The sequence below is a fragment of the Pseudidiomarina tainanensis genome, assembly GCF_900115255.1.
GTDB lineage: Bacteria > Pseudomonadota > Gammaproteobacteria > Enterobacterales > Alteromonadaceae > Pseudidiomarina > Pseudidiomarina tainanensis.
Window position 1 is genome coordinate 1011145 of record NZ_FOYU01000001.1, and the last position, 26006, is coordinate 1037150.

The window sequence follows — 26006 nt, forward strand, 5'->3', positions numbered from 1 at the left end:
TATGACGACTTGGTTCATCTCTGATTTGCATTTAAGCCCAGCTCGGCCGGATATCGCCGGGCTTTTTCAGCGCTTTTTGCAAAGCCAAGCACAACACGCAGACGCCTTATATATTCTTGGTGATTTGTTTGATGCGTGGATTGGCGATGATGATACCAGTGATTTTGTTGCCGCAGTGCAAGCTGCATTGCGGCAATTTACGGATAGCGGTGTTCCGGTGTATTTTATTGCCGGCAATCGCGATTTTCTGATTGGCCAACGCTTTGCGCAAATCACCGGCGTTCAATTACTCGACGAACCCAGCGTGATTGATTTATATGACACCCCTACCCTGATTCTGCACGGTGATACCTTGTGCACCGACGATATCAGTTATCAGCGCTTTCGGAAGATTATCCGCCAACGCTGGCTACAAAAACTTCTGCTCGCCTTACCATTGTCGTTGCGTATGCGTATCGCTAACAAGTTACGTGCCGCAAGCAAAACGCAACAACCGTTATCTGAGCAACAACTTAAGATAATGGATGCCAATGAACACGCTGTGCGCGAACAGTTTATTCAATATGATGTGCAATGCATGATTCACGGTCATACCCATCGCCCTGCAATTCACCAACACCGTTTACCCAATGGCGAGACAGCAGAGCGCATCGTACTTGGCGACTGGTACACGCAAGGGAGCTTTCTGAAAGTGACAGCTAGCGGAAGAGAATTAATTTCCGACAGTTTCAACTGATTCAACAACACCGCTATGAAACCGAAACTCGGTGTCAGGTGCTTTGATCAGTTGTGCTTCAATTTCACCGAAAAACTGCACGCGCTCGCTAATAGAATGCCCAGCGATTTGTTCTGCCAAGGTTAAATAATCCTCAAAGTGGCGCGCTTCAGAACGCAACAAGCTGACATAAAACCGAGACAACCGCGCATCGACATGTGGTGCTAGCGCGGCAAAGCGCTCGCAGGAACGTGCTTCAATATAGGCTCCACAAATCAGTTTATCGATAAGCGTTGCCGGTTCATGAGTCCGCACATGCCGTAACATGCCCCGCGCATACCTACTGGACGAGATGTTTTCATAAGGAATACCAAGCTCATCCATGATTTCCAAAACCTGATAAAAATGATGCAGTTCTTCTTTAATGAGGAGCACCATTTTGTCGATTAACTCTTGGCTATATGGCGATTCCCGCTTGGGTAACATGGCTTTGGTTAAACGCTCGTGATCAGCAAGCTGGCGCCAATCACCTTGCATACGATAAGTAAAGTCCTCATACGGCTTCAACCAAGCGAGTAACGCATCACCACTTGCGGTATCCACCGCATATCGACGAATAAGCAGCATCGCCGACTGCGCCGCCTTCAACTCACAAACGAGATGATCAATTAGCAGCGCTGGTAAATTTTCTGGTTTGCATGCAGCTTCAATCCAAGCCTTCGGCGTGTCACAATGCAAAAATTGACGAATGGGTTGTAGCAACGACTCCACAATAAGCTCTCTTTTACAGCGATTGGTTAAAATTTAATCACACAAAATAAATATGGTTATTCTATCCAAAATGGCTTGACTATGTTGAAAAACCGACCAATATTGAATGCAAGGCGCACAAAAAAGCGTCAACAACAATAATAACAGTAAACACAGACAACAACAGAAGTTGAGGTATGTCATGATTTTAAACCACATTTGGGGTCTCTACGCTCATCCTGTCGATGAATGGAAATCCATTGATCAACGTCACGAAAGCATGAGTTTTGCTTTAAGCCACATTCTTATTATCGCACTGTTACCTTGTGCAGCGGCTTATTACGCATCTGCTCACATTGGTTGGAGCATCGGTGCGCGCGAAGTGACGTTTTTAACCCAAAGTAGTGCAACCATGATGGCTGTCGCTATGTACGCCGGTATTATCGCGGCAACCTTTGCATTGGCTTATCTGATTCATTGGATGGCGAAAACCTTCGGTGCAGCGCCAACCTTCACGCAGTCGGTTGAATTAGCGGCTTACACAGCAACGCCCGTTATCATGTCTGGTGTCGCGGCATTGTACCCAGAATTATGGTTCGTCACTATGGTATTTTTAGCTGGTGTCGCTTATTCGGTGTACTTACTGTATTCAGGCGTTCCTATATTAATGCATATCCCAGAAGAGCGCGGATTCATGTACTCATCTTCGGTTGTCACTGCAGGTTTAATCATGATGGTTGTGCTGATGGTAGCCTCAGCCATTATTTGGACCAATGGTTTCGGCCCAGAATACATGTAACACTTGCACAGCTAACAAACACTAAAAAGCCTAGCAGCCAAGCTGGGCTTTTTATATTGTCTACGATGGTAATTGACCTACTCGGCCAACTCATTGCCTAAATAGCGTTTACGTTTTTGTGCCTTCAAACGCTGTATATCAACCATCACTAAACCATCTACTGCATTGGCAAAATCAGCATCAACGTTGAATCCTAAAAACCTCACGCCGCCTTTATCGCATAAATCCGCATATTGCTTATAAAGCGTTGGTATCGCGGCACCTTGATGCGCCAAAAAGTGCTTCAGATGAACCAAGTCATCCGCGTAATCATCACTGATGTCAGGTAATGGTCGACTATTTGGCATAAATGGCGTCCGTGCTTGCGCTAACTGATCGGGATCGGGAAAATGATCACCAAAAAACTGCACCAATGCATCTTGCGCAACACTGGGCAAACTGGCACTCATGGTTACCGGACCAAACAAATAGCGATACTGAGGATGCTGTTGCAGTAATGCACCAATGCCTTGCCAAAGATAATCTAAACTGCGTTTCCCCCAGTACTTTGGCTGCACAAAGCTGCGTCCAAGCTCCAAACCTTGAGTGACAAAATCCTGCATTCGCTGCGGATGATACGCAAACAACGAATGACTATATAATCCAGCTAATCCACGTTCGGCGACAATCTGTTGTGCGTCACCTAACCGATATGCACCAGCAATCTCCAAATCCTCAGCGTCCCACAGGATGAGCTGGGTGTACCACGTATCATAATTATCCAGATCACGACGGCGCCCGGTGCCTTCTTCAACCGCACGAAAGGCGATTTCTCGCAGCCGACCTATCTCGCGCAGAATTGGCGAATTCCCGTCGTAACGATATAAATAAATGTGCTTGCCGTCTTGTGTGCTACCTAAACGCTCGCAATCCTCCACGGCTTTTTTAAGTGCTTGGCGGGATTCAGCGCGAGCAATCGGGCGCTGGGTTTTCAAGATACCGCTTTTGTTCTGGCCCAAACGATACACATGGCGGCGGAACATCTTGGCGCGTTGCGTTAACGTCAACTGCTCAACATTGAATGATTTCAGCGGCACCAACTCGCCAATTCGAAAATCGATGTGACCACGTTGCTGCCGAAACATTTCTTGAACCAGCAGTAAAGTCGCTAGCGGCTTGTAAAGCATTGATGCACCGTAAAACCAGGCTGAATTGTGCGCTTTCACATGGATTGGCAGAACTGGTGCTTGTGCTCGTAATGCCATTTTTAAAAATCCCGTGTGCCAGTGGTGATCGCGCACACCTTGTGGTCGCAATCGTGACACCTCGCCAGCAGGGAAAACAATCAATGCGCCTTCACCCTCCAAATGCTTATATAAGCGTTTGAGCGGCTCGCTGCGCACCGCATTTCCACGGGTTTTAAACACCGGTACAGGAATGAGTAACTCATGCAAAGGCTCAATTGCCTGCAATAAATCATTCGCAAGAATTTTAACGTCGCTGCGTACGCCGCTGACCAGCTTCAATAAAGCAAGCCCATCCAGCGATCCAATTGGATGATTGGCAACGATAATCAACCGGCCTTCGGTTGGGATATTATCTAATTCACTATCGCGCGCGGTAAAACTGAATTTGAAAAAATCGAGCACATGCTCAATGAACTCGATGCCATGAAGATTCGGATAGGCTTCAGCAAAGCGCTTGATTTCGCGCTCGCATAACAGTCCTCTTAATACCCACAACGCAGATTTGTGCAAAAGTTGGTGGTTATTCAAGGTCGGTAAATTCTTATTGAGTAGTTGCTCGACTTCTATCATCGCCAATCTCTCGTTGCCATATATAGGCATCAGCTTAGGTCGCCTTGATGACAGTTGATTGGCAATTTCATGGCAATTCAATGACAGTCAACCGCACAGTGCTACTGTTTAAATAAGAATTCTGGTAGTCTTGAGCCGATCTCAATTGTTTACGTGCACGTCACCGTCCATCACGACGTGATCGAAAGGAATGTTTATGTCAGAAAACAAAAAGAAGCTCAGTCTCACGAGCCGCATTGTTATCGGTATGTTTGCCGGTATTGCTGTTGGCATTTTACTTAAAGCAATTTTTCCAGATAGCACGCTAGTAGAAGGTTATCTAACTAAAGGCTTATTCTACGTCGTTGGCCAAATTTTCATTTCGTCGCTACAAATGTTAGTTGTGCCATTGGTTTTTGTATCTTTAGTCGTGGGCACATGCTCATTGAGTGACCCGAGTAAACTTGGTCGACTTGGCGGCAAATCAGTCGGGTTATATCTGATTACCACCGCGATTGCGATTACCTTTGCTATTGCCATGGCCGTTTTGGTACAGCCCGGAACCGGCATTGAATTAGCTACCGATGCGACGTATGAACCTACTCAAGCCCCTTCTCTTGCTCAGGTGATTATCGACTTATTCCCGACCAATCCATTCAATGCTTTTGCGAATGGCAACATGCTCCAAATCATCGTATTTGCCCTGTTGTTCGGTATTGCAATGGCATTGGTTGGTAAACCCGGTGAGCGGATTAAAACCTTATTCGATGATTTCAACGAAGTCATCATGAAGCTGGTTATTATTTTGATGAACATTGCACCTTATGGTGTGTTTGCCTTAATGGCGAAACTGTTTTCAGAAACTTCATTTGAAACCATTTTCAGCCTCGGTAAATACTTCTTGCTCGTGCTATTCGTGCTCATCGTTCATGCGTTGGTGACTTATCCGATTATTTTAAAAGGCCTAGCCGGCATGAATCCGATTATTTTCTTGCGCAAAATGCGCGAAGTGCAAATCTTCGGTTTCAGTACCGCAAGCTCGAACGCTACCATGCCGGTTACTTTAGAAACGGTGACTAAGCGCCTTGGTGTCCATAACAGTGTTGGTTCTTTTACCGTCCCATTAGGCGCGACCATCAATATGGACGGCACCGCCATCATGCAAGGCGTCGCAACAGTGTTTATCGCCCAAGTCTACTTGGTTGATCTGTCTATCGCTGATTACTTGATGGTTGTACTTACCGCAACATTGGCCTCTGTTGGCACTGCTGGTGTGCCAGGTGTGGGTATGATTATGTTAGCGATGGTGCTTGGTCAGGTTGGCTTACCTGTTGAAGGTATCGGCTTAATCATTGGCGTGGACCGTTTGCTAGACATGACGCGCACTGCAGTCAACGTAACTGGTGATGCGATGGTGTCGGTGATTGTTGCGAAAAGTGAAGGTGCGTTGGATGAGGATGTATTTAACGACGCCAAAGCCGACTTAAAAGAAAGAAACTTATAACAACAAAGACGATATTAGCTGTTGGATATTAGATATCAGAGCGATGCATTCGTGTTTTTCCTAATATCTAATATCTAATGGCTAATATCGCACTTGCTTTTCAACGGATTTCGCGCCAGATGAATTGCGTCAAGCGCCCGTAATCCACCACCGTATCCGAATCTCCGGCCATCGCCTGCGCCAATACTTGCTCCAAAACCGGCCACAATAAGCGCGCAATATAGGTGTCCGCAGTATCGTCTGCTGTAGCTTCTGGAAGCTTCAAGGAAGCCAAGCGAACACTTAAAATAGGCTGTCCTTGGTCGAATAAATTCAGCACCACATTATCAAGCTGCGCACGTTTAATTTGCCAAATTAAAGGCTGCGAAACGCGCTGTAACTTGGTTTGCTTGATAGCTGCATCATAAAGCGTGTGTATATTTGATTTGCCTTTGTCCCAATACGCAATCGTGAGTTGGGCATCTTTCGCAGTAATTGCATCAACAATTAATGTATTCTTGGTGCTCCCCAACCATTCGCCTTCTACGACGATAGATTCAGCGCGCAGAACCTCATTTAAACCTTTGTCTAATTCTGTCTCTCGAGTACTCAATCGAATGTCTTCAGCGCGCACTTCGCCCAGCAACGTAATCAGTTCTAGGTTTCCATACGAAAAATCAGCTTCGAGATAATTATCGGCACGCTGTTCTAGCAGATCACCTAATCGTTGCGACATAGTTTGATCAGCGAGTGTTGGTGTACTTGCAATCGCCAACATGGTTGCGACTATCATCGTGCCTAGACTAATCTTCACTGCCTTCTACTCCTCAGCGACGTTGATGACGCTCTCGGTTGAGTTGCTTTTGCGTCGCGTTTTTACGCAACATGACATACAGCGCACCGCTACCGCCATGGTGACGCTGCGCACTGTGAAACGCCATAACTGGCTCGAGTTCTCGCAGCCATTTATTCACGTAACTTTTAATCAAAGCTGGATGTGGTTTGGAGTGCTTACCTTGACCATGAATAATCAACGCTGAACGCACACCCGAGCGATGACAGTCTTGAATAAACTCAAATAGTGCTACGCGAGCTTCACGCAAACTGTGATGGTGTAAATTTAAACTGGCTTCTATCGGGTACTGCCCAAGTCGCAGTCTTTTATACACACCATGCTGTACACCATCGCGCTGAAATGCGAGTGTATCCAGCGGCTCAACCAGTTCCACATATTCGGTGGATAAGAAGTTAATATCTTCTTCAAGTTGTTGCTCTGCCGCCTTACGACGCTCTATTTGCGCGAGAGTAGGTGTAAATGCCGTGCGAATATCAGCAACATCTTCGCCAGCAAGTGGTGTCACATCGGTCATTTCACGGCGAAACAGCTCAAAATCATCGCTCATGGCTTCCCTCACATTCAATTTAATTCACACCACAACTTTGTTAAATCGCTTACTCGTAAGATTAATTTTTACTTAAAAAGTTCTTCACTGCGTACAACACCGCTGAAACGTTACGCCCAACACGCTCGCCAATATTTTTCTTCACTACGTAACGCACTAAGAACATATCATGGCTCTCACGACGCTCCAGTAGCCAAGCATCGCTGGTGGTCAGTGAATCAACGAGACCGTAATTTAAAGCTTCTTGTGCGGTCCAGTACTCGCCAGTGGCGACCTTTTCAAAATCAAGCTCAGGTCGATATTTACGAATATGTTCTTTAAATTGTTCATGAATATTTTCGAGATCTTGCTTAAATTTACGTCTGCCGTCTTCAGTGTTTTCACCGAACATCGTTAACGTGCGCTTGTACTCGCCAGCTGTTACTTGCTCAAAATCAACATCGTGTTTCTTTAACCAACGATGGAAGTTCGGTAGCTGCGCCAGCACACCAATCGAACCAATAATGGCAAATGGCGCCGCCTGAATGTGATTCGCAACCGAAGCCATCATATAACCACCACTTGCCGCAACTTTGTCTACGCTGACAATCAACTCCAGATCCGCATCGCGTAAACGCTGTAATTGCGCCGCGCCCAAGCCATATCCGTGCACCACACCACCTGGGCTTTCTAGGCGCACCATGACTTGCTCGCTAGGCTCTGCGACAGCGACAATCGCATTCACTTCACGACGCAGCGAGTCAACCTCATGAGCATCCATACTGCCTTTGAAATCAATCACAAAAATACGTTTGCGTGGTGCGGCGTTTTTATCTTGTTTTTGTTGTTGTTTTAACGCCTTCTGTGCCTTTTTACGGTGTTTTTTGTCCAGCAATTCCAGCTTCAATCGATGCACACCGTCGCGCAAATCATCCGATAACCGATCAACCACCAACTCGCCTTTTCGACCTTTCTGCCGTTGCGCCACTTGGCTGATCACGCCAACAATTAACATCACCGCAAACACAATAATCGCGGCTTTAAAAACAAACACTATTAACTCTTGCGCTACATCCCACATTTTTCATTTCTCCATAAAAAAAGGCCGACGAAGCGGCCTTTTTATTCTCGCGTCGATGTTGCTTATGGTTGCACAACATCTGGGTTTTGAACAGGGATAACGGTGTTATCTGTGCTGAACCAAACCGCTGTTTGCGTTTGCATTTCTTGGGTTGCCGCAGGTGATGCTGATGGATCAACAATTGAACCATGGCTACCTTCGGTAAAGCGAACCGCGCCAGATACAGGTGTACCATCAACAGTCACCAGCATTTCTGAAACCGCTTCTAGGCCAAGCGCAGCAATTAACGGCTCGGTACCGGCCAACGGTTTACCCTGTACGGCGTTCGGAATAACTTGATCTGGTAAGTTTTCCGCGCCATCACCAACCACTTCAATTAAGTGAATTGGTGTTTCGGTTGCAACAACGGTTGCCGCATAGTTAATTGGGTCAGCTGAATCAACGACAGTCTGAGCGGCAAAAGCAAACTGCTCAAACACCGAGTTGATACCCGCTTGCTCAGCTGCACTCAAGCTCGCCCAGAATTGGTCGTATACTTGAATCAACAAACCTTGGAACGCTGGATCAGTCGGCGCAACACCTTGCGCTTCAGCAGTCGCATTCACTGCAGCTGCGAAGTCAGCACTTTGTGCATATAACAACTGGCTCTTAATCACTGGACCAAAACTATTTGATGCCAACAAGAAGTTCGCAATGCTGCCACCCGGCGCCATCAACGAGCTACCGTTCACCGCAAACAATGGCGTTGCAGCTTCAAGAGCACCGGTCATTGGCGTGTTTGCTACAGCACTAAATGCTGTGCCAGCAATGGCACCTAATGAATGACCCGCGAAATAAACGCGGCTCGCATCAATTGGTGCGTTGGTCGCATTTAAGCTTAAACGTAAACCAAGTAAATCAGAAACTGACTGACGCAGGTTATCACGCGTGGTTAGCAAACTACCTAAGTTCATGTAAGCCGTCGCTGGACCCTTACCTGAAGTTGCGTTGATTGCGCCAAAACCACGGTCACCGTGCAATGGATGGTCAATCGCAACAGTGGCTACGCCGTTCAGTGCCATCATACCAGCCATCGATAATACGGTTTCTTTATAAGCAGTAATACCGTGTTGGAAGATCGCGACTGGCCAGCCATCAGCAGGCATCGTAATCGGGTCAAGACCTTGCGCACCACGAACTGCGTTCACAGTCGCCAAATCTGGCACGGTCATCACCGCATTGACTGTTACGTTTCCCTGTACCGCAGGTACTGGGTTGTACTTCGTGACGTGGCGTTCTTCGTCAACACCTGGAAAGTCCATTGCTGCCACAGCTTCTGGTGTGCTTGCTTGTAAACAAGCTTGTACCCAAGCAGGAATAAACGTCGATGCACCACCGCTTAACCAAGTCGGGTCAATCGACGGAGTATTCATCGGATCAATTGCACCAGCTTGAATCGCACCAAGTACCGACACACCACTGTCACACTTCGCCATCCAGCGGCCACTTAATGGTGCTGTTGGGTTTTCTGTGGTTGGCAATGGTGAGAAGTATGGCAAAGTCACTTGACCACCATAAACTTGTGCAGTGCTTGATACTGCATAAGCAGGGTTAGTCGGCTCGTTTGGCAATGCACCCGCTTGCACCAATGCTTGCGCAGCATTGTAGCCAAGTGGCGCAACGCCAAGTGATGGTGACGGTGTACCCAAAGCAGCTGTCGCAGAGAACTGCGCTGCCATCATGGTTTTCACCATGTGGAATGCATCAGCTGTTGATTGCGTGGTAAAGCTTGACGCGTAAATGACAGTCTCTGTATCAACGCCCGCAGCCGCAAGTGCAGCTTCATGGCTGTTGATTAAACCTTGCAAGCTTTGCGCCGCTGGATCTGATGATACTGGTTCAGTACTGACTGGACGTTTCATCAAGCCATAGGTTTGCGATGGCTTAACTGAACGCCCCAATGAATCTTGAATGTTGTCAGTCAAAACAGCTAAATAACCTGTTTTGGCTTTGAATGGTTTCAACGGGATAACGGCAACGCCACTTGGGCCAGTTGCACGTACAATAAAGTCTTGACCGTGCACGAGTTCTGCCGCTACGGCACAGGTTACCGCAGGGCTTGGCGCTGCGGCACAGCCTTCACTGACATCACTGCCACCCATAATCGTTTCGAATACACGAACTGAACCAGCCGCTTCAAGTGACGCTGAGTCGACCGTGACTTGGTCACCATTTTCATCAACTGGTAACGAGAAGCTGAACGTTAAAGTAGAATGCGTTCCCCAGCCATCAAGACCGTTAATAGCAACTTGTGGGTTGCCACCGTCCGTCGGATCAGCCACTGGGATGTTAAGCGTACCGTCAACGGTACCACTTAAAAGAATGTTGCTCGGTACTGGTACCTGACCATTTGATGGGTCAAATACTGCGCGAGTTGCTGCGACTTGATATTCGGCTTTTACCGATTCTGGCGCATCTTCGCCGCTGCCACAGCCAACTAAGCTGAGTGCGCTACCGATGGCAGTTACAAGCAAGAGTTTTTTCATGAGGCTTCCCCAATCCTTGTTCGTGTTGTTATGTATTGAGCACCTGCAGGATGCTGTTATTCGTTTTGCCTATCATCGCCTTTTTAAACTGGTACGACAAGACGTTTTAATTAACAAAATTTTATACACTGTCTGAGCTTAACTTGAAAGTATTTCTCAATAATTTATACCTTGCTACTGAGAATAATAGCAAAAACCAGTACACTTAGCGTATTCATAAGTTCAGTTACTCAAGAGTGTAAGCCGAAAATGACTGCAATGCATAATGATCTAATAAACTACGTTATCAAAGAAGGTTCACTGGCAGGTAAAACCATTTTAGTTACCGGTGCTGGTGATGGTATCGGCCGTGAAGCAGCCAAAACCTTTGCCGCATGCGGCGCAACCGTCATTTTGCTGGGGCGCACCGTGAAAAAACTCGAAGCAGTTTACGATGAAATTGTTGAAGCGGGTCATCCAGAACCAGCCATCGTGCCACTCGATATGAAGGGTGCCACAAAATCGCATTATCAAGGTATGGCCGCGACCATTGTCGAGCAATTCGGTCACTTAGATGGCGTACTACAAAATGCGAGTTTACTCGGCGTACTCTCTCCGTTTGAACATATTGATCACGATTCGTGGAACGACATCATGCAAGTCAACGTAACCGCGCAATTCATGATGACCCAAGCATTAATGCCCGCTTTAAAAAAGGCACCACATGCCAGCATTATCTTTACCTCGTCCGGTGTTGGCCGCCAAGGCCGCGCATTTTGGGGCCCTTATGCCGTCAGCAAATTTGCAACCGAAGGCCTTGCGCAAGTGATGGCTGATGAATATGACGGTACCAACATCCGCGTTAATGTCATCAATCCAGGTGCAACGCGCACCACCATGCGTTCCAAAGCTTATCCAGCAGAAGATCCAAACAAGTTGAAAACACCAGCAGATTTGATGCCGACGTATGTATATTTGATGTCCGACGAGAGTATCGGCATCAACAACCAATCCCTCAACGCTCAGTAGCAGCAAAATCGATATTAGCTATTGGATATTAGATATTAGTGCGATAAATCAGATCTCAGGTCTTTAATAATATCTAATATCCAATAGCTAATATCGCACTTGATCTTTATAGGGTACCCCCCTATATTATATGCATCATCAAATTGAGGATTTCATGATGCAGCACACCGTTACCCCCCATCCAGATAAGTTAAAACAGAATCTAAAGCAACGTCTCGCACGCATTGAGGGGCAAGTGCGTGGACTGCAGCGCATGATTGAAAATGATACTTACTGCGATGACGTTTTAAATCAAATCGCATCAGTACAATCAGCGTTAAACGGCGTCGCAAAAAAATTATTGACGCAACACATGCATACCTGCGTTAAGCATCGCCTACAAACTGGCGACGAAAGTGTGTTAGATGAGCTCGATACAACCATCGAACGCCTTTTAAAACGCTAAGGAGGATTTCATGACTTCGCAAAAATATCAGTTACAACTCTCCGGAATGAGCTGTGCCGGATGCGCAAAAACAATCGAACGCGCGTTACAAGAAGTCAATGGCGTGACTTCCGTTAATGTCAATTTCGCTAACGAGGTTGCCGCAGTCGAGGCCAACAATGTGACGCCGCAGCAACTCGTCGATGCTGTTAAAGGCTCTGGTTACGATGCGAGTGTGATTGATCACTCACAGCCAGAAGCAGACGATCCGCGTGAACGCGCGCAACAAATCCAGTTTTATAAATTTATTGCTGCCGCAATTTTATCAACGCCGTTGCTGTATACCATGTTCGGACACTTCAGTTGGACCAGCGCAGTTTATGTTCCCGATTGGTTGATGAACCCTTGGGTTCAAATGGCCTTAGCGACACCCGTGCAATTTGTTATTGGCTGGCAGTTTTATAAAGGCAGTTATACCGCGCTACGTGGCGGCGCTGCAAATATGGACGTATTGGTTGCGCTGGGTACTTCAGCGGCTTATTTCTATAGCGTCTATTTAGCAATATTTGCCTCAGAACATGTGATTCATGAAGGCTTATACTTTGAGACCAGTGCGGTTTTAATTACGTTAATCTTGCTCGGCAAATGGTTTGAAGCACGTGCTAAAGGACGCTCGTCAGCCGCTATAAAGCAACTATTAAACCTTCAACCCAAACAGGCGTTACGCGAACGCGCTGACGGTGAAACTGAACAAGTAGACGTTGCTGATCTGACTGTGGGCGACGTTATTCATATTAAGCCGGGACAACAAGTTCCCGCTGATAGCGAGGTTATTTCGGGCAACAGTGCTGTTGATGAGTCCATGATAACGGGCGAAAGTGTTCCGGTAGACAAATCAAAGGGCTCACAGCTAACTGGCGGTACCATTAACAAAAACGGCTTTTTAAAAGCCAAAGTTACCAAGTTAGGAAAAGATTCGGCGTTAGCGCAAATCATTCAAGTTGTTGAGCAAGCGCAAAATTCCAAAGCACCTATTCAACGGCTCGCCGACCAAGTATCAGCGATTTTTGTCCCAGTAGTATTAGTTATTGCGCTCATTACTTTTCTGGTATGGGCATTTTGGTATCAACCCGGTGACTATGGCGCAGCCCTCGAATCGACAGTTGCCGTATTGGTGATTGCATGTCCATGTGCGCTGGGTCTAGCTACGCCGACCTCAATCATGGCTGGCTCCGGTCGAGCAGCACAAATGGGCGTCTTATTTAAGCAAAGTGAAGTGCTGGAAGTTGCGCATACTGTAACCGCAATGGTGCTCGACAAAACCGGCACTATCACTGAAGGTAAACCCAAATTAACCGATCTCGAGTTGAACTTAGGTGAGCTGAAACAATTCAGTGAAGCAGAAGTAAAGGCCGCTATTAAAGCACTTGAACAACAATCTGAACATCCGCTCGCACAAGCAATTGTGAATGGCATTGATGAGGACGCAAAAGTCATCGACATGACGGACTTTTCGGCGCATGAGGGGCGCGGCGTGTCAGCATTGCTACACCACGATGGAACTGGCGTTCGTATACTCTTGGGTACTCAACGTCTCATGCAAGAACAAAACGTCGATTGCGGAAACTGGTTAGTTCGCAAAGATGAACTTGAACAACAAGGCAAGACCGCCATGCTGATTGGCTACGATAACCAAGTGATCGGTATTGTTGCGGTGGCCGATACGGTACGCAAGCACGCCAAACAAGCTATTACTACCCTACAGCAGCGTGGTCTTAAGGTCATTATGATCACCGGTGATAATCAACGCACTGCCGAAGCAATAGCGAAACAAGTGGGTATCACAGATATTTTCGCCGAGGTGTTGCCGGAACATAAAGCTGAGCACATTACGAAGCTACGCGAACAAGGCGAAATTGTTGCTATGGTTGGTGACGGCATCAATGATGCTCCAGCACTCGCCACAGCGCACGTCGGTATCGCTATGGGTACAGGAACAGATGTCGCCCTAGAAACCGCAGATATCGCATTAATGCGCACCGACTTGCGCAGTCTCGTCGATGCACTTTTCGTGAGTGAGAAAACCGTACGTAATATTCGACAAAACTTATTTTGGGCGTTTGCGTATAACACACTAGGTATTCCCGTGGCTGCCACAGGCCTCTTAGCACCTTGGTTAGCTGGTGGCGCCATGGCACTAAGTTCAGTATCTGTAGTACTCAATGCGCTACGCCTGCAGCGATTACCGATAAAACATCGAAGTTAGCTTGTGTTTAGGCGCTGAAACAGCCACGATAGAAGCATTCGCTATAGTAAAAATGAGGTTTTATGATTGCGGTTAGTCTTGTTGTTTCAGCGACTTTAAGTGTCACCTCGTTAGAGAGTAAGCCAGATGTGCATTGGATTGGCGTGAGCGCGCCAACCAATAATGTGGTTTGGCTTAGCGGCTCAAATGCGACCATCGCTCGCAGCACCGATGCCGGAGAAACTTGGGAATATTTCAATCCCACCAGCGAAAGTCTTCAGTTCCGTGATATTGAAGCACTCGATGCCAACCATGCTTACGCACTCAGTATTGGCGAAAATGGTGACTCGCGTGTTTATTACACGTCTAACGGCGGACGCAATTGGCAACTTCGCTTTCGTGCTGGCTCAAATCAATTTCTCAACTGTATTGCGATGGCAAATAACGGCGAAGCCTGGGTTTATGGTGACAGCATCGAAGGCCGTTGGGAAATGGTACGCAGTACCGATGGCCGCAACTGGCTTTCTGCAAGTAATGTCGTTGACTCCGCACCACTACCTGATGAAGGTGGCTTAGCAGCCAGCGGCGGCTGTGTCCGCTTTAACAACAATATTTGGGCCATCGGCACCGCCAACGGCAGCACCGCAAGACTCTTATTAAAACGCAGTTTCGGTATTCGCTTTAAAGCTATCGACACACCACTGCCTGCCGGCCCAAGTGCCGGTATTGCCAGTGTTTGGCCGTTGTCTGAAAAAGAAGTGATTATTGCCGGTGGTGACTTATACGAACCGCAAACCCAACCGCGCCTAATGCGCTACCAAGACGGTGAGTTTATCGCGCTACCGGAACCTGAATTTGAAGGTGCTTTGTATAGTTTAACAGTGCGCCCGAATGGCGACATGTTAGTAAGTAATCCCAATGGCGCTGCATATCTTAGCAGCGCCGATATGACTTGGGAGCAACTCAGTGATGCCAACATTTGGAACAGTGCTTGCATCAACCAGCGCTGCTATTTAGTCGGTAAGGACGGCTTTGTCGCACGAATCAGCTTCGATAAGTAAGGCTGTACCTCCCGACAAATGGCTCACATGCGCAAATCCATGACGAGCCAATACCTGCGCGGCAACCGCGCTACGGTGTCCTGAACGACAGACACAAACGATTGGCCGAGTTTTGTAATGTTGGCGATGGCTGTAAATAAACTGAGCCAACCGCGTCAGTGGTACGTTAATGACTTCGGCATCGACCGACAATTGACGAACTTGATGTTCTTGCTGTTCACGGACATCTACGACCAATGTTTCAGGCTGTGCCAACCACTCTTGTTGTTGTTCAAGTGAAACATCAACGAGTTGACATGGCGTACAATCACCAGAGACCTCACAAAGCTTCTCGACCACGCGGAACGCATCATCACGACGAGCAAGCAAGAGCGTTTGCTCATGAACAACCTGAGCTAGCGAAGAAACATCATGCTGCTCACCAATGAAAGCAAAATCAACGTGTGGTGAAACGGCATCACTGGTTAGCGGCGAGCTCAATAAGAATACGGGTTCACGCGTTCCCACGCGGTACAGTCGACGTTCACCCACCCGCAAACAACCAAACACGTCAACTTGGCATTCAACTGGAGCTTCACAACCACCCACCGCATCTAATGGCCAACCGACAGCGTCACGCTGAGCGCTGCAACCACTTGCACACAACAATTGCGCAAGCATTGCTGCTGGGCTGTCTGACTCTTGAGCTTCGGTGGTCAACACGGCTTTGACCCGATAGTTTTGACATGCAACGAGACGCTCGATGCGCTCCGCTAATTCCGGAACCGGATCGATCACCGCCATTTCGCCGGCAGCTTTATCGATGAGTAAGTAACAGCAATGACTATCAAAACGCAGTTGCACCACCCCATCAAGATCGCTATCAATGTCTTCGTTGGTGTCAGAAACTAACAGACAAGACTGTCTTAGCGCCATCGCCGCATCGCGGATGCGCTCGCAAGCTGCATCAATGATGTTCGCTGATGTTGCCGGGCCAAACGACAAACGGATGGCCGAACTTGAACGCCATGTTTCTAAACCCATCGCATCCAGCACAAAGCTGCGTGTGACACCAGAACTACACGCCGAGCCAGAGCTGACACGAATATTTGCCGCATCGAACACATCCATTATGTCGCGTGATGGCACGCCACGAACGGAGAAATTCAGCGTTGTCGGCACCGAGTCATCCAAATCGTGATTTAATACGAGGGTTGGGAACGCAGAACGCAATGCCGTAAGTAATTTGTCGCGATACCCGTCAAGCACAGCTTGGCTTTGGAAAACCTGCTGCTGTTTATCCAGAAGTAGCTCAAATAGCGCATGTAATGCGGCAATTCCAGGAAGATTCTCGGTACCCGAACGTTGCCCTTGTTCCTGACCACCACCGATAATTAACGGGGTAAATGGCGCGCTCTCGCGCACATACATAAACCCAATGCCTTTCGGTCCGTAAAGCTTGTGTCCACTAAATGGGGCATAATCAATCGTGGTTTCACTGAGTGCTAGGTTTTGCTTACCCAGAGCTTGCACACAATCTACCATCCACGGCACGTCGGCATTTTCGCCGCGAATAACGCGTTCGAGTTCAACTAGATCTTGCTTCACACCGGTTTCATTATTAACCGCCATGGTGCAAATCATATGCGCAGCACCAACATGTTCGGCAATAAATTGCAGATCTAATTTACCGCGTCTATCAACTGGAATCGCTTTCAATTCAGCGTTCAGTTGCAGCAGTTTGTTCCAGTGCTCGAGCGCTTGTGGGACAGCCTTATGTTCGGTGGCACCATAAAGCAACCAACGCTTGCCACCTAAATTAGTACTATTGCGCGCGGCAGTTAAAGCCGATAACACAGCAGTTTGTATGCCTTCAGTGGCACCACTGGTGAAAAACAAGCGCCCTTGCGGTGCACCGATCACTTGACGCCCTAGACGACGGGTATTATCGAGAATGTAACGCGCTTGTAGCCCTGTAATATGGCTACTCGAAGGGTTGCCAAACACGTGTTCCATTACGTGTTCCACAGCTTGAGCTATTTGCGGCAACACCGGCGTCGTTGCATTGCAATCGAGGTAAATTTCAGCCGATTTCGGGCGAATTTGTACCGGTGTAACCATCAGTCTAACTCCTTTCTATTAATCGATTCGATTTTCCTGCCACTGCTTTTCTTTCGCAGCTCGAGCTTCTTCAGCCATACGTGCCTTTTTATCATCGCACGGATCTTTGCAGTCACAAGCCTTTTCCATGCCTAACGACGAGATGCCGCCACAACTTCCAGAAATCGACTTACGTTGGGCTATAAACCCCACTGACATGGCCAATACCACCACCAACATGATGACGAATACAGCAATAAAAACGCCCATGTGGACCTCCTGAGCTACTGCTCAAATCGTTTGAATGCAGTACTAGTGTACTCTTTATATTGATCGTTTTCACGGGTGACTAACAACACCGCTAAACCTTTTTGATTGGCAAATTCGAGTGCTTTTTCAGCTCCCATGACAGTTAATGCTGTCGCATATGCGTCGGCATCCATACAGGTTTCACTAATCACGGTAACCGAAACTAAATTGTGCTGAATGGGATAGCCGGTGCGAGGATCAATAATATGCGAATAGCGCACACCATCTTCTTCAAAATAATTGCGATAGTCACCCGAAGTCGCCACCGCATTATTACCTGGTTCAATGATGCGCTGCACGGCACGATCTAAAGTCACAGGTTGTTCGACAGCTATGCGCCACGGTTGCTCGCCCGGTTTGGTGCCCCGCATACGCATTTCGCCACCAATTTCGACCAAGTAATTGCGAATTTCCATCTGCTCTAACAGAATAGCAACCCGATCAACACCGTAACCTTTGGCGATTGTCGATAAATCAACATACAAATCAGGAACAGCTTTGGTGAGCTGATGGTTTTCTACGGTTAAGTATTGATAACCAACTTGATCACGCACCTCTAATAACTGTTGCTCGGTCGGCACTTGCTCAGGTCGACCTAATGGCCCAAACCCCCACAAATTCACAAGTGGTCCGACGGTCACATCGAGTAAGCCATCAGTTTCTTCGCCGATTTCAAGCGCGCGCCGCACAACTGTTTCAAGGGAACGTGAAATGACTACCGGCTCTGTCGTTTTGCGTTGGTTAAACAACGATAACTCGGAGTTTGGATCGTACGTCGACATTTGGCTATTAACCTGCTCCAAAACGGCGTCAACACGTTCTTTAACGCGTTCCGGCGAATGGTTTGGGTTCGCTGTCACGTAACGAATGTGGTAGGTCGTACCCATGGTTTCACCCGACACCGAAATTTGTTGCGGTGCTGGCGTACATGAAACGAAAAAGGCCAGCCCCATCAGGGCTAGCCAGATTCGCAGAGTCGATGACAAATTCATCTTCATCCGATTTATTTCACCTTACAGTTAACCGTTAAGGTTAGCCACCGAAGTCATCCAACAAGATGTTTTCGTCTTCGACGCCCAAGTCTTTCAACATTTTAATGACCGCAGCGTTCATCATCGGTGGTCCACACATGTAGAACTCACAATCTTCAGGCGCTTCATGGTCCTTCAGATAGTTTTCATATAGCACGTTGTGAATAAAGCCGGTGTAACCTTCCCAGTTATCTTCTGGTTGAGGGTCAGACAATGCCACGTGCCATTCGAAGTTGTCGTTTTCACGCGCCAACATGTCGAAATCTTCAACGTAGAACATTTCTTTCTTCGAACGTGCACCGTACCAGAACGTCATCTTACGATCAGACTTCAAACGACGTAATTGGTCGAAGATATGAGAACGCATAGGAGCCATACCTGCACCACCACCAACGAATACCATTTCTGCTTTGGTATCTTTCGCGAAGAACTCACCAAACGGACCAGAAATCGTCACTTTATCACCTGGCTTCAAGCTGAAGATGTACGATGACATTTGACCTGGTGGCAAGCTCATATCACGCGGTGGCGGCGTAGCGATACGCACGTTCAACATGATAATGCCTTTCTCGTCTGGGTAGTTCGCCATTGAGTATGCACGAATAACTTCTTCGTTCACTTTTGACTCAAGGTTAAAGAAGCCAAAGTGCTCCCAATCACCACGGAATTTCTCTTCGATATCGAAGTCTTTAAATTTCACGTGATGTGGCGGACATTCGATCTGAATGTAACCACCAGCGCGGAACGGTACTTCTTCGCCTTCAGGCAACTGCACCACAAATTCTTTAATGAAGGTGGCAACGTTGTTGTTCGATTTAACCGTACAATCCCACTTACGAATACCGAAAACTTCCTCTGGAAGTTCGATTTTCATATTTTGCTTCACGTTTACCTGACATGATAAACGGCAACCTTCGCGAGCTTCTTTACGGTTAATATGATCACGTTCGGTTGGTAGAATTTCACCACCACCCTCTTTGATGACCACACGGCACTGGCCACAAGAACCACCACCACCACACGCTGACGAAACAAAAATACCCGCGTTTGCTAAAGCGCCAAGCAACTTAGTACCTGGTTGCGTGGTGATTTTCTTGTCTTCGTCATCGTTAATTAAAATCTCGACATCACCCTGAGGGACCAATTTTGATTTAGCGACCATAATCACTGCAACCAAAATCAATACAATCAAGGTAAACATGCCTACGCCGAGCGCTATTAGTGTCAAATCTTGCCCTTGCATCGACTTGTACCTCTACTTAATACGTTATCGTTCGTAACCGGATGAAATTAGAGTGAAATGCCTGAGAAAGACATAAACCCTAAACCAATCAGACCCACCGTCATAAAGGTGATGCCCAAGCCACGTAATCCATCTGGCACGTCTGCATACTTCAGCTTCTCGCGAACTGCTGCCAAGGCAACAATCGCCAACGCCCAACCTACGCCGCCGCCAATACCGTAAACCACACTCTCAGAGAAAGTGTAATCACGCTCTACCATGAATGATACGCCACCGAAGATTGCGCAGTTCACAGTAATCAACGGCAGGAAGATACCTAACGCGTTGTATAAAGCAGGCACGTACTTATCCAGCGCCATTTCCAGAATCTGTACCAACGCTGCAATCACGCCGATAAAGGTTAAGAAACGTAAGAAACTTAAATCTGCATCTGGGAAACCAGCCCAATCTAGTGCACCTGGCGCTAGAATGTTGTGGTAAACCAAGTTATTAGCAGGTACTGAAATGCCCAGTACAACAATTACCGCAACGCCCAAACCAAAAGCTGTGGTAACTTTCTTTGATACTGCCAAGAAAGTACACATACCAAGGAAGAACGATAACGCTAAGTTTTCAACGAAAATCGATTTAATAAATAAACTGATATAGGCTTCCATGGTCTGCTCCTTATTCCTTCGGCTCTACTTGTTCTTTGCGGAAGGTACGCAGTACCCAAATGAAGCCACCGATAATGAAGAATGCGCTTGGTGGTAACACCAACAAGCCGATTGGTTGATACCAACCGCCCTCAGAAGCCAGCTGCAAAATTTGATAGCCAAATAAGCTACCTGAACCGAATAGTTCACGAATGAAACCAACGGTTAATAGCACCACTGAATACCCCAAACCATTACCGATACCGTCTAGGAACGACAACATTGGTGGGCTCTTCATCGCGTAGGCTTCAGCACGACCCATAACGATACAGTTGGTAATAATCAAACCAACGAATACCGACAATTCTTTTGCAATACTGTAAGCATAAGCACGCAGAACTTGGTCAACAACAATTACCAAACTCGCGATAATCGTCATTTGTACAATGATACGTACGCTTGACGGAATATGATTACGAATAATTGAAATAAACAAGTTCGAAAATGCGGTTACCAAGGTCAGTGCGATACACATAACCACGGTGTTTTCCATTTTCGACGTGACTGCCAACGCCGAGCAGATACCTAGAATTTGTAAGGCAATCGGGTTATTGGCAAAAATCGGTCCAAATAGAACCTCTTTGACTTCTTTTGCACTCGCCATTAGTTCAGCTCCCCTTTGCGAATTTTATCGAACAGTGGGCCGTATGCCTTATCGCTAAACCAGAACTGCATCGTGTTTTCAACACCGTTACTAGTTAGAGTCGCGCCTGAAAGAGCATCGACGTCATGCGCTTTGTCAGTCACATTCTTGGTGACGTCAATCGCAACACTGCCATTGTCATAAATTTCTTTGCCTTGCCAACTTGCAGTCCAGTTAGGATTCTGGATTTCGCCACCAAGACCTGGAGTTTCAGAGTGCTCGTAAAAGTTAATACCTTTGATGGTATTCATGTCTGGCGCAACCGCCATCAGGCCGTACATGGTTCCCCACAGACCATAACCACGAATGTAAACAACGACCGTTTCTAGCTCACCTTGTTTGTCGTTGATAAAGTAAACTTTAGCAACGTCTTCACGAGAACCAATGCCAGCCAAATCGTTCGATTTTTCTAACTTGGTGCCTAACCCTGCCTTTTTAGCAGAAGCAATCGGGTCATATTCAGTAGGATTTTTACCATCGACTGAATCGACTTCCTCAAGCGTATTTAGGTTGAACAAACGTGTTTCAACACGCTCTTCAAATACTGCAATAACGTCTGTTTCAGGCGTTAATAAGCCAGCCGCATCAAGCACGTTGCGTTGCATATCTAATGCAGCATTTTTCTGCTGCAGCGGTTTCAAACCAACCGCCGAGCCCGCCACAATAATCGCACACACTAAACAGAGCGCGATTACGACAAATAGCGTTTTGCCGAGTGATTCGTTTTTCTTAGCCATTGCGTGCCATTCTCCGTTTAATGTTTGATTGAACAACAAAGTGGTCAAACAGCGGGGCAAATACGTTGGCGAATAGAATCGCTAACATAATACCTTCTGGATACGCAGGGTTTACCACACGGATAAGTACGGTCATTGCACCAATCAAGAAGCCGTAAGCGAACTTACCTTTATTGGTAAACGACGCTGAAACTGGATCGGTCGCCATGAACATCATACCGAAAGCGAAACCACCAACGACCAAGTGCCAGTACCACGGCATAGCAAACATTGGGTTGGTATCGCTACCAAGCATGTTAAATAGGAATGACAATGCCACCATACCAACAAACACACCAGAAACGATGCGCCATGACGCGATGCGGAAGTAGATAAGCGCCAAACCACCAATAAGAATCATCAGGGTCGATACTTCACCCATTGAACCTTGAATGTTGCCTAAGAAAGCATCCCACCATAATGCGGTGTCAGTAATGTAGTCTGTGCTTGACGTTGCTTGACCGAGCAGTGTGGCGCCCGAGAAGCCGTCAACCGCGGTCCATACTTGCTCTCCCGAAATAGAAGCCGGGAACGCGAAGTACAAGAATGCGCGACCAGTCAGTGCCGGGTTTAAGAAGTTACGCCCAGTACCGCCGAATACCTCTTTACCAATCACCACACCGAAGGTGATACCTAGAGCAACTTGCCACAATGGCATGGTTGCTGGCAGCGTCAATGCAAACAATACTGACGTTACGAAGAAGCCTTCATTGATTTCATGCTTACGAATTGAAGCAAATAAGACTTCCCAGAAACCACCGACAATAAAGGTTGTGGCGTAAACTGGAACAAAGAAGCAAGCGCCGTAGAATAATTTACCGGCCCAACCTGCAGTGCTTAAATCACCGCCGAGAGCAGTAAACAAGCCTACTTGCCAAATATCAGCGAGCTCGTAACCGTTTACCAATGCCATAGCCGCTTGGTTACCGATGTTGTACATACCCCAGAACATTGCTGGGAAAGTCATCATCCACACCAAGATCATGATGCGCTTCAAATCAACGCTGTCTTTTACGTGGGTAATGCCTTTGGTTACTTTACCTGGCGTATAGAAAATTGTTGCAGCCGCTTCGTATAAGGCATAGAACTTCTCGTACTTGCCGCCTTTTTCGAAGTTTGGCTCAATATTCTCAAGAAAACTTTTCAAGCCCATGATCAGCCCTCTTTCTCAATTTCGGTCAACATGTTACGCAACACAGGACCGTACTCGTATTTGCCTGGGCAAACATAAGAACACAGCGCTAAATCCTCTTCGTCTAACTCTAAGCAGCCCAATTTCTGAGCTTGTTCAGTGTCGCCAGAGAGCAAGTCACGTAGCAAAATCGTTGGCAAAATATCAAGCGGCATCACGCGCTCATAGTTGCCGATTGGAACCATCGAACGGTCAGAGCCGTTGGTGGTAGTAGTCATCGCAAACAATTTCTTCGGGCTCAAATGGCCAAGATAGGCACGTGTTACCGAGTGTTGGTTAACACCTGGCTTGATCCAACCAAAGAATTCTTTCTGATCACCTTCAGCTAACACGCTGACTTGGTTATGGAAACGACCTAACCATTGGTGCGCATCATCAACTTTGTGGCCATTTAAAACCGAACCAGAAACGATACGGTTGTTGCCTTGCGCCAATTCACCTTTCGTGAGTTCACGCAGGTTCGCGCCCATACGCGTACGTAACAAACGTGGCTTCTTAGCGCTTGGGCCGCCCAATGCAACAATGCGGTCAGTAAACAGTTCACCAGTCGTAAACAATTTACCGAAGGCAATCACGTCTTGGTAACCGATATGCCACACGTGCTTAGCCATTGACACTGGCTGCAAGAAGTGAATATGCGTACCAACCAAACCAGCAGGATGCGGACCTGCAAAGCTCTCGAGTCGTACTTTGGCATCGCCAGTATCAACTTCAGCATCAGCTGCCTTAACCACAAAAACATTGCCTTGGGTCAAGTTGCCAAGAACTTTCAAACCGTCAATAAATGCTTGTTTGTGTTCGTTGATAATAACGGTTGGGTCAGCGGCCAATGGATTGGTATCCATGGCGTTAACGAAAATTGCAGTAGGCTCTGCGTCAAGCTTAGGAGAGCGGCTAAATGGACGTGTCCGCAATGCAACCCATTGACCTGAGTTGTTCAATTGCTCGACGACCTTCGCGCGATCAAGGCTCGCTAATTCGTTACTGTCGTATTTGGCAAAGGTTTCTTGCTCATCGCCGTCAATTTCAATGACAACGCCTTGCAAAACACGCTTTGCGCCACGCAGTACGTCTTTAACAACGCCCGCAGCAGGTGCAGTGAATTTTACCCCTGGGTTTTTCTTGTCTTCGAAAAGTACCTGGCCTTTTTTAACGCGGTCTTCAACCTTGACATGCATGGTTGGACGCATTCCCACATACTCTTCACCCAGTACGGCAACGGTGGTGATGGCTTGGCCATCCTCGATAGTTTGCTGGGGCGCACCCGAAATCGGGATATCCAGCCCTTTCTTGATCGTAATCATACGCGTTTGCACTACTCGTTAGGGAAGATTAATCTCACTCCAGCGCAGGCATGTAAACGGAGGTTTAAATGCCTACACTGACCAAATTCTGTCCATTTTCACCTAGGGCGCGCATTTTAGCACTTTTGCACAGTAAAACAAATGCGAAAAACCAAAATGCGTGGTTCGTTTTTTGTGCGCTACGCTGTTCGTCCGCTTCGCTATTCGCAAGTGCTTTCGAACAGTGCGCAGCACGGACGAACAGTGAGCAAAGCGAACGCACGAATAACGACTAGCGCTTTTGGTTTTTACCACGTGACAACGGGGTTGACGTCGGCGTCGTAATCAACACCATCCATGCCAAAGCCGAACAGTTGCAAGAAATCACTGTGATACCCAGCGTAATCAGCAAGCTGATGGAAATTATCCTGCGTCACTTGATTCCAAAGCGCTTCAATTTTCGCTTGGGTTTTATCGTTGGTTTCCCAGCCGTTCATGAACAGTCGACCGGCTTCATCCAGCACTGGATTTTCAGCGTACAAAGCGTCACGTAATAAACGATGTGTTTGCTCAATACATCCTTCGTGGGTGCCCTCTTCTTTCATCACTTTATAAATCAATGAAATATATAGCGGCATAACAGGAATAGCCGAGCTTGCCTGAGTGACTAACGCTTTAAGTGACGACACATAAGCTTCAAGATTAATGTCAGTGTAACGGGTACGCATGGCGGCCGCGGCACGATCAAGATCTTCTTTTGCTTTGCCGATGGTCGCGTGACCATAAATTGGCCACGTCAGCTTTTTACCGATATAGGTATAAGCTGTCGTTTTCGCATTTGGTGCTAATACGCCAGCATCATGTAGCGCGGCAAGCCATAATTCCCAATCTTCGCCACCCATCACTTTGATGGTTTGTTGAATCTCATCATCATTCGCTGGCTCTAACGTGATTTCTGACACTTCGTCTTTATCAGTATTGTAGGTTTTGGTGGTGTATGCCTGCCCTACTGGCTTCAAGGTTGAACTGTAGACATCGCCTGTCACTGGGTCTTTGCGCTTTGGCGACGCGAGGCTGTAGACAACCAAATCAACCTGCCCGAAATCTGCTTTTATTTTCTCAATGACTTCTTGCTTGATTTCATTTGAGAACGCGTCACCATTGATCGTGTGCGCGTATAGGCCTTCTTGCTTTGCAGCAGTATGAAACGCAGCGGTGTTATACCAGCCGGCAGTTGCTGTTTTCTTTTCCGTTGGTTCTTTTTCGAAACAGACACCTAAGGTTTTCGCGCCAGCGCCAAAGGCGGCATTGATTCGAGTCGCTAAACCGTAACCTGTCGAACACCCAATAACTAACACGCGCTTTGGTACATCAGTTAATGCCGGCTGTTGCTTCACGTAATCAATTTGCTGCTGCACGTGGGCGGCACAGCCTACTGGGTGAGCATTGGTACAAATAAACCCGCGAATTTTTGGATGAATAACCATGTTGTTATGTCCTATTGTTT

At 47.2% G+C, this 26006-nt stretch carries 23 protein-coding genes; 7 read left to right on the forward strand and 16 right to left on the reverse strand.

The features are described from left to right. Window position 1 precedes the first annotated feature (1 nt). Complete coding sequence (gene lpxH, locus BM292_RS04975; protein WP_092855902.1) at window positions 2-736, forward strand: UDP-2,3-diacylglucosamine diphosphatase; 735 nt, start codon at window positions 2-4, stop codon at window positions 734-736. Here the strand turns inward: lpxH and miaE are convergent. Next, on the reverse strand, window positions 713-1486 hold the full coding sequence (gene miaE / locus BM292_RS04980; protein ID WP_092855904.1) for a tRNA isopentenyl-2-thiomethyl-A-37 hydroxylase MiaE: 774 nt from the start codon (window positions 1484-1486) through the stop codon (window positions 713-715). The genes lpxH and miaE overlap by 24 nt on opposite strands. 181 nt (window positions 1487-1667) lie before the next feature. Here miaE and BM292_RS04985 point away from each other — a divergent pair, with 181 nt between their 5' ends. Continuing rightward, on the forward strand, window positions 1668-2264 hold the full coding sequence (locus tag BM292_RS04985) for a Yip1 family protein (RefSeq protein WP_092855908.1): 597 nt from the start codon (window positions 1668-1670) through the stop codon (window positions 2262-2264). 77 nt (window positions 2265-2341) lie between these two features. Here BM292_RS04985 and olsF read toward each other — a convergent pair whose 3' ends face one another. Next, window positions 2342-4090 carry a bifunctional ornithine lipid synthase OlsF gene (gene olsF, locus BM292_RS04990; protein ID WP_342742008.1) on the reverse strand — a complete coding sequence of 583 codons (1749 nt, stop codon included), beginning with the start codon at window positions 4088-4090 and terminating at the stop codon, window positions 2342-2344. A gap of 166 nt (window positions 4091-4256) precedes the next feature. On the opposite strand from olsF, the gene BM292_RS04995 reads away from it, so the two are divergent. After that, entirely contained in the window at window positions 4257-5543 is a 1287-nt protein-coding gene (locus tag BM292_RS04995) for a dicarboxylate/amino acid:cation symporter (RefSeq protein WP_092855910.1), read from the forward strand. Between the two features lie 100 nt (window positions 5544-5643). Here BM292_RS04995 and BM292_RS05000 read toward each other — a convergent pair whose 3' ends face one another. The 4 genes from BM292_RS05000 to BM292_RS05015 form a co-directional block, all read right to left on the reverse strand. Next, on the reverse strand, window positions 5644-6336 hold the full coding sequence (locus tag BM292_RS05000) for a hypothetical protein (RefSeq protein ID WP_143434071.1): 693 nt from the start codon (window positions 6334-6336) through the stop codon (window positions 5644-5646). 13 nt (window positions 6337-6349) lie between these two features. After that, window positions 6350-6925: a DNA endonuclease SmrA gene (smrA, locus tag BM292_RS05005; RefSeq protein WP_092855920.1), complete on the reverse strand. Its 576-nt coding sequence runs from the start codon at window positions 6923-6925 to the stop codon at window positions 6350-6352. Window positions 6926-6986: 61 nt separating this feature from the next. Next, entirely contained in the window at window positions 6987-7985 is a 999-nt protein-coding gene (gene sohB, locus BM292_RS05010; RefSeq protein ID WP_092855922.1) for a protease SohB, read from the reverse strand. Between the two features lie 62 nt (window positions 7986-8047). Continuing rightward, on the reverse strand, window positions 8048-10510 hold the full coding sequence (locus tag BM292_RS05015; RefSeq protein WP_092855924.1) for a VolA/Pla-1 family phospholipase: 2463 nt from the start codon (window positions 10508-10510) through the stop codon (window positions 8048-8050). Between the two features lie 249 nt (window positions 10511-10759). Between BM292_RS05015 and BM292_RS05020 the strand changes: the two genes are divergently transcribed. The 4 genes from BM292_RS05020 to BM292_RS05035 all read left to right on the forward strand — a co-directional run bounded on the left by BM292_RS05020 (window position 10760) and on the right by BM292_RS05035 (window position 15248). After that, the gene (locus BM292_RS05020) at window positions 10760-11518 is read left to right on the forward strand and encodes a YciK family oxidoreductase (RefSeq protein ID WP_245751812.1); all 759 of its coding nucleotides are present in this window, start codon (window positions 10760-10762) and stop codon (window positions 11516-11518) included. Between the two features lie 154 nt (window positions 11519-11672). Further along, window positions 11673-11963 (forward strand): metal-sensitive transcriptional regulator, encoded by a 291-nt coding sequence (locus BM292_RS05025; RefSeq protein ID WP_130202683.1) that lies wholly within the window; start codon window positions 11673-11675, stop codon window positions 11961-11963. 10 nt (window positions 11964-11973) lie between these two features. Then, window positions 11974-14208, forward strand: coding sequence for a heavy metal translocating P-type ATPase (locus tag BM292_RS05030; RefSeq protein ID WP_092855934.1), 2235 nt, complete (start codon window positions 11974-11976; stop codon window positions 14206-14208). A gap of 62 nt (window positions 14209-14270) precedes the next feature. Then, window positions 14271-15248 (forward strand): WD40/YVTN/BNR-like repeat-containing protein, encoded by a 978-nt coding sequence (locus BM292_RS05035; protein ID WP_092855936.1) that lies wholly within the window; start codon window positions 14271-14273, stop codon window positions 15246-15248. Here BM292_RS05035 and BM292_RS05040 read toward each other — a convergent pair. The 10 genes from BM292_RS05040 to fabV form a co-directional block, all read right to left on the reverse strand. Next, window positions 15201-17348, reverse strand: coding sequence for an aminotransferase class V-fold PLP-dependent enzyme (locus tag BM292_RS05040; protein ID WP_092855939.1), 2148 nt, complete (start codon window positions 17346-17348; stop codon window positions 15201-15203). The genes BM292_RS05035 and BM292_RS05040 overlap by 48 nt on opposite strands. Window positions 17349-17366: 18 nt before the next feature. Continuing rightward, window positions 17367-17597: a (Na+)-NQR maturation NqrM gene (gene nqrM / locus BM292_RS05045; protein WP_092855940.1), complete on the reverse strand. Its 231-nt coding sequence runs from the start codon at window positions 17595-17597 to the stop codon at window positions 17367-17369. A 14-nt stretch (window positions 17598-17611) separates the two neighbouring features. Continuing rightward, window positions 17612-18634 (reverse strand): FAD:protein FMN transferase, encoded by a 1023-nt coding sequence (locus BM292_RS05050; protein ID WP_092855941.1) that lies wholly within the window; start codon window positions 18632-18634, stop codon window positions 17612-17614. Window positions 18635-18668: 34 nt separating this feature from the next. Then, window positions 18669-19910 (reverse strand): NADH:ubiquinone reductase (Na(+)-transporting) subunit F, encoded by a 1242-nt coding sequence (nqrF, locus tag BM292_RS05055; protein WP_425439079.1) that lies wholly within the window; start codon window positions 19908-19910, stop codon window positions 18669-18671. Between the two features lie 47 nt (window positions 19911-19957). Next, window positions 19958-20566, reverse strand: a complete 609-nt coding sequence (nqrE, locus tag BM292_RS05060; RefSeq protein ID WP_092855942.1) for an NADH:ubiquinone reductase (Na(+)-transporting) subunit E — start codon at window positions 20564-20566, stop codon at window positions 19958-19960. 10 nt (window positions 20567-20576) lie between these two features. Then, on the reverse strand, window positions 20577-21209 hold the full coding sequence (locus tag BM292_RS05065) for an NADH:ubiquinone reductase (Na(+)-transporting) subunit D (RefSeq protein WP_092855943.1): 633 nt from the start codon (window positions 21207-21209) through the stop codon (window positions 20577-20579). Further along, complete coding sequence (locus BM292_RS05070; protein WP_092855949.1) at window positions 21209-21985, reverse strand: Na(+)-translocating NADH-quinone reductase subunit C; 777 nt, start codon at window positions 21983-21985, stop codon at window positions 21209-21211. Before BM292_RS05070 ends, BM292_RS05065 begins: the two co-directional genes overlap by 1 nt. Next, window positions 21978-23177: an NADH:ubiquinone reductase (Na(+)-transporting) subunit B gene (locus tag BM292_RS05075; RefSeq protein ID WP_092855951.1), complete on the reverse strand. Its 1200-nt coding sequence runs from the start codon at window positions 23175-23177 to the stop codon at window positions 21978-21980. The genes BM292_RS05070 and BM292_RS05075 overlap by 8 nt, the downstream gene beginning before the upstream one ends. A gap of 2 nt (window positions 23178-23179) precedes the next feature. After that, on the reverse strand, window positions 23180-24520 hold the full coding sequence (locus BM292_RS05080) for a Na(+)-translocating NADH-quinone reductase subunit A (RefSeq protein WP_092856917.1): 1341 nt from the start codon (window positions 24518-24520) through the stop codon (window positions 23180-23182). A 287-nt stretch (window positions 24521-24807) separates the two neighbouring features. Continuing rightward, entirely contained in the window at window positions 24808-25986 is a 1179-nt protein-coding gene (gene fabV / locus BM292_RS05090) for an enoyl-ACP reductase FabV (protein ID WP_092855955.1), read from the reverse strand. Window positions 25987-26006: the final 20 nt, after the last annotated feature.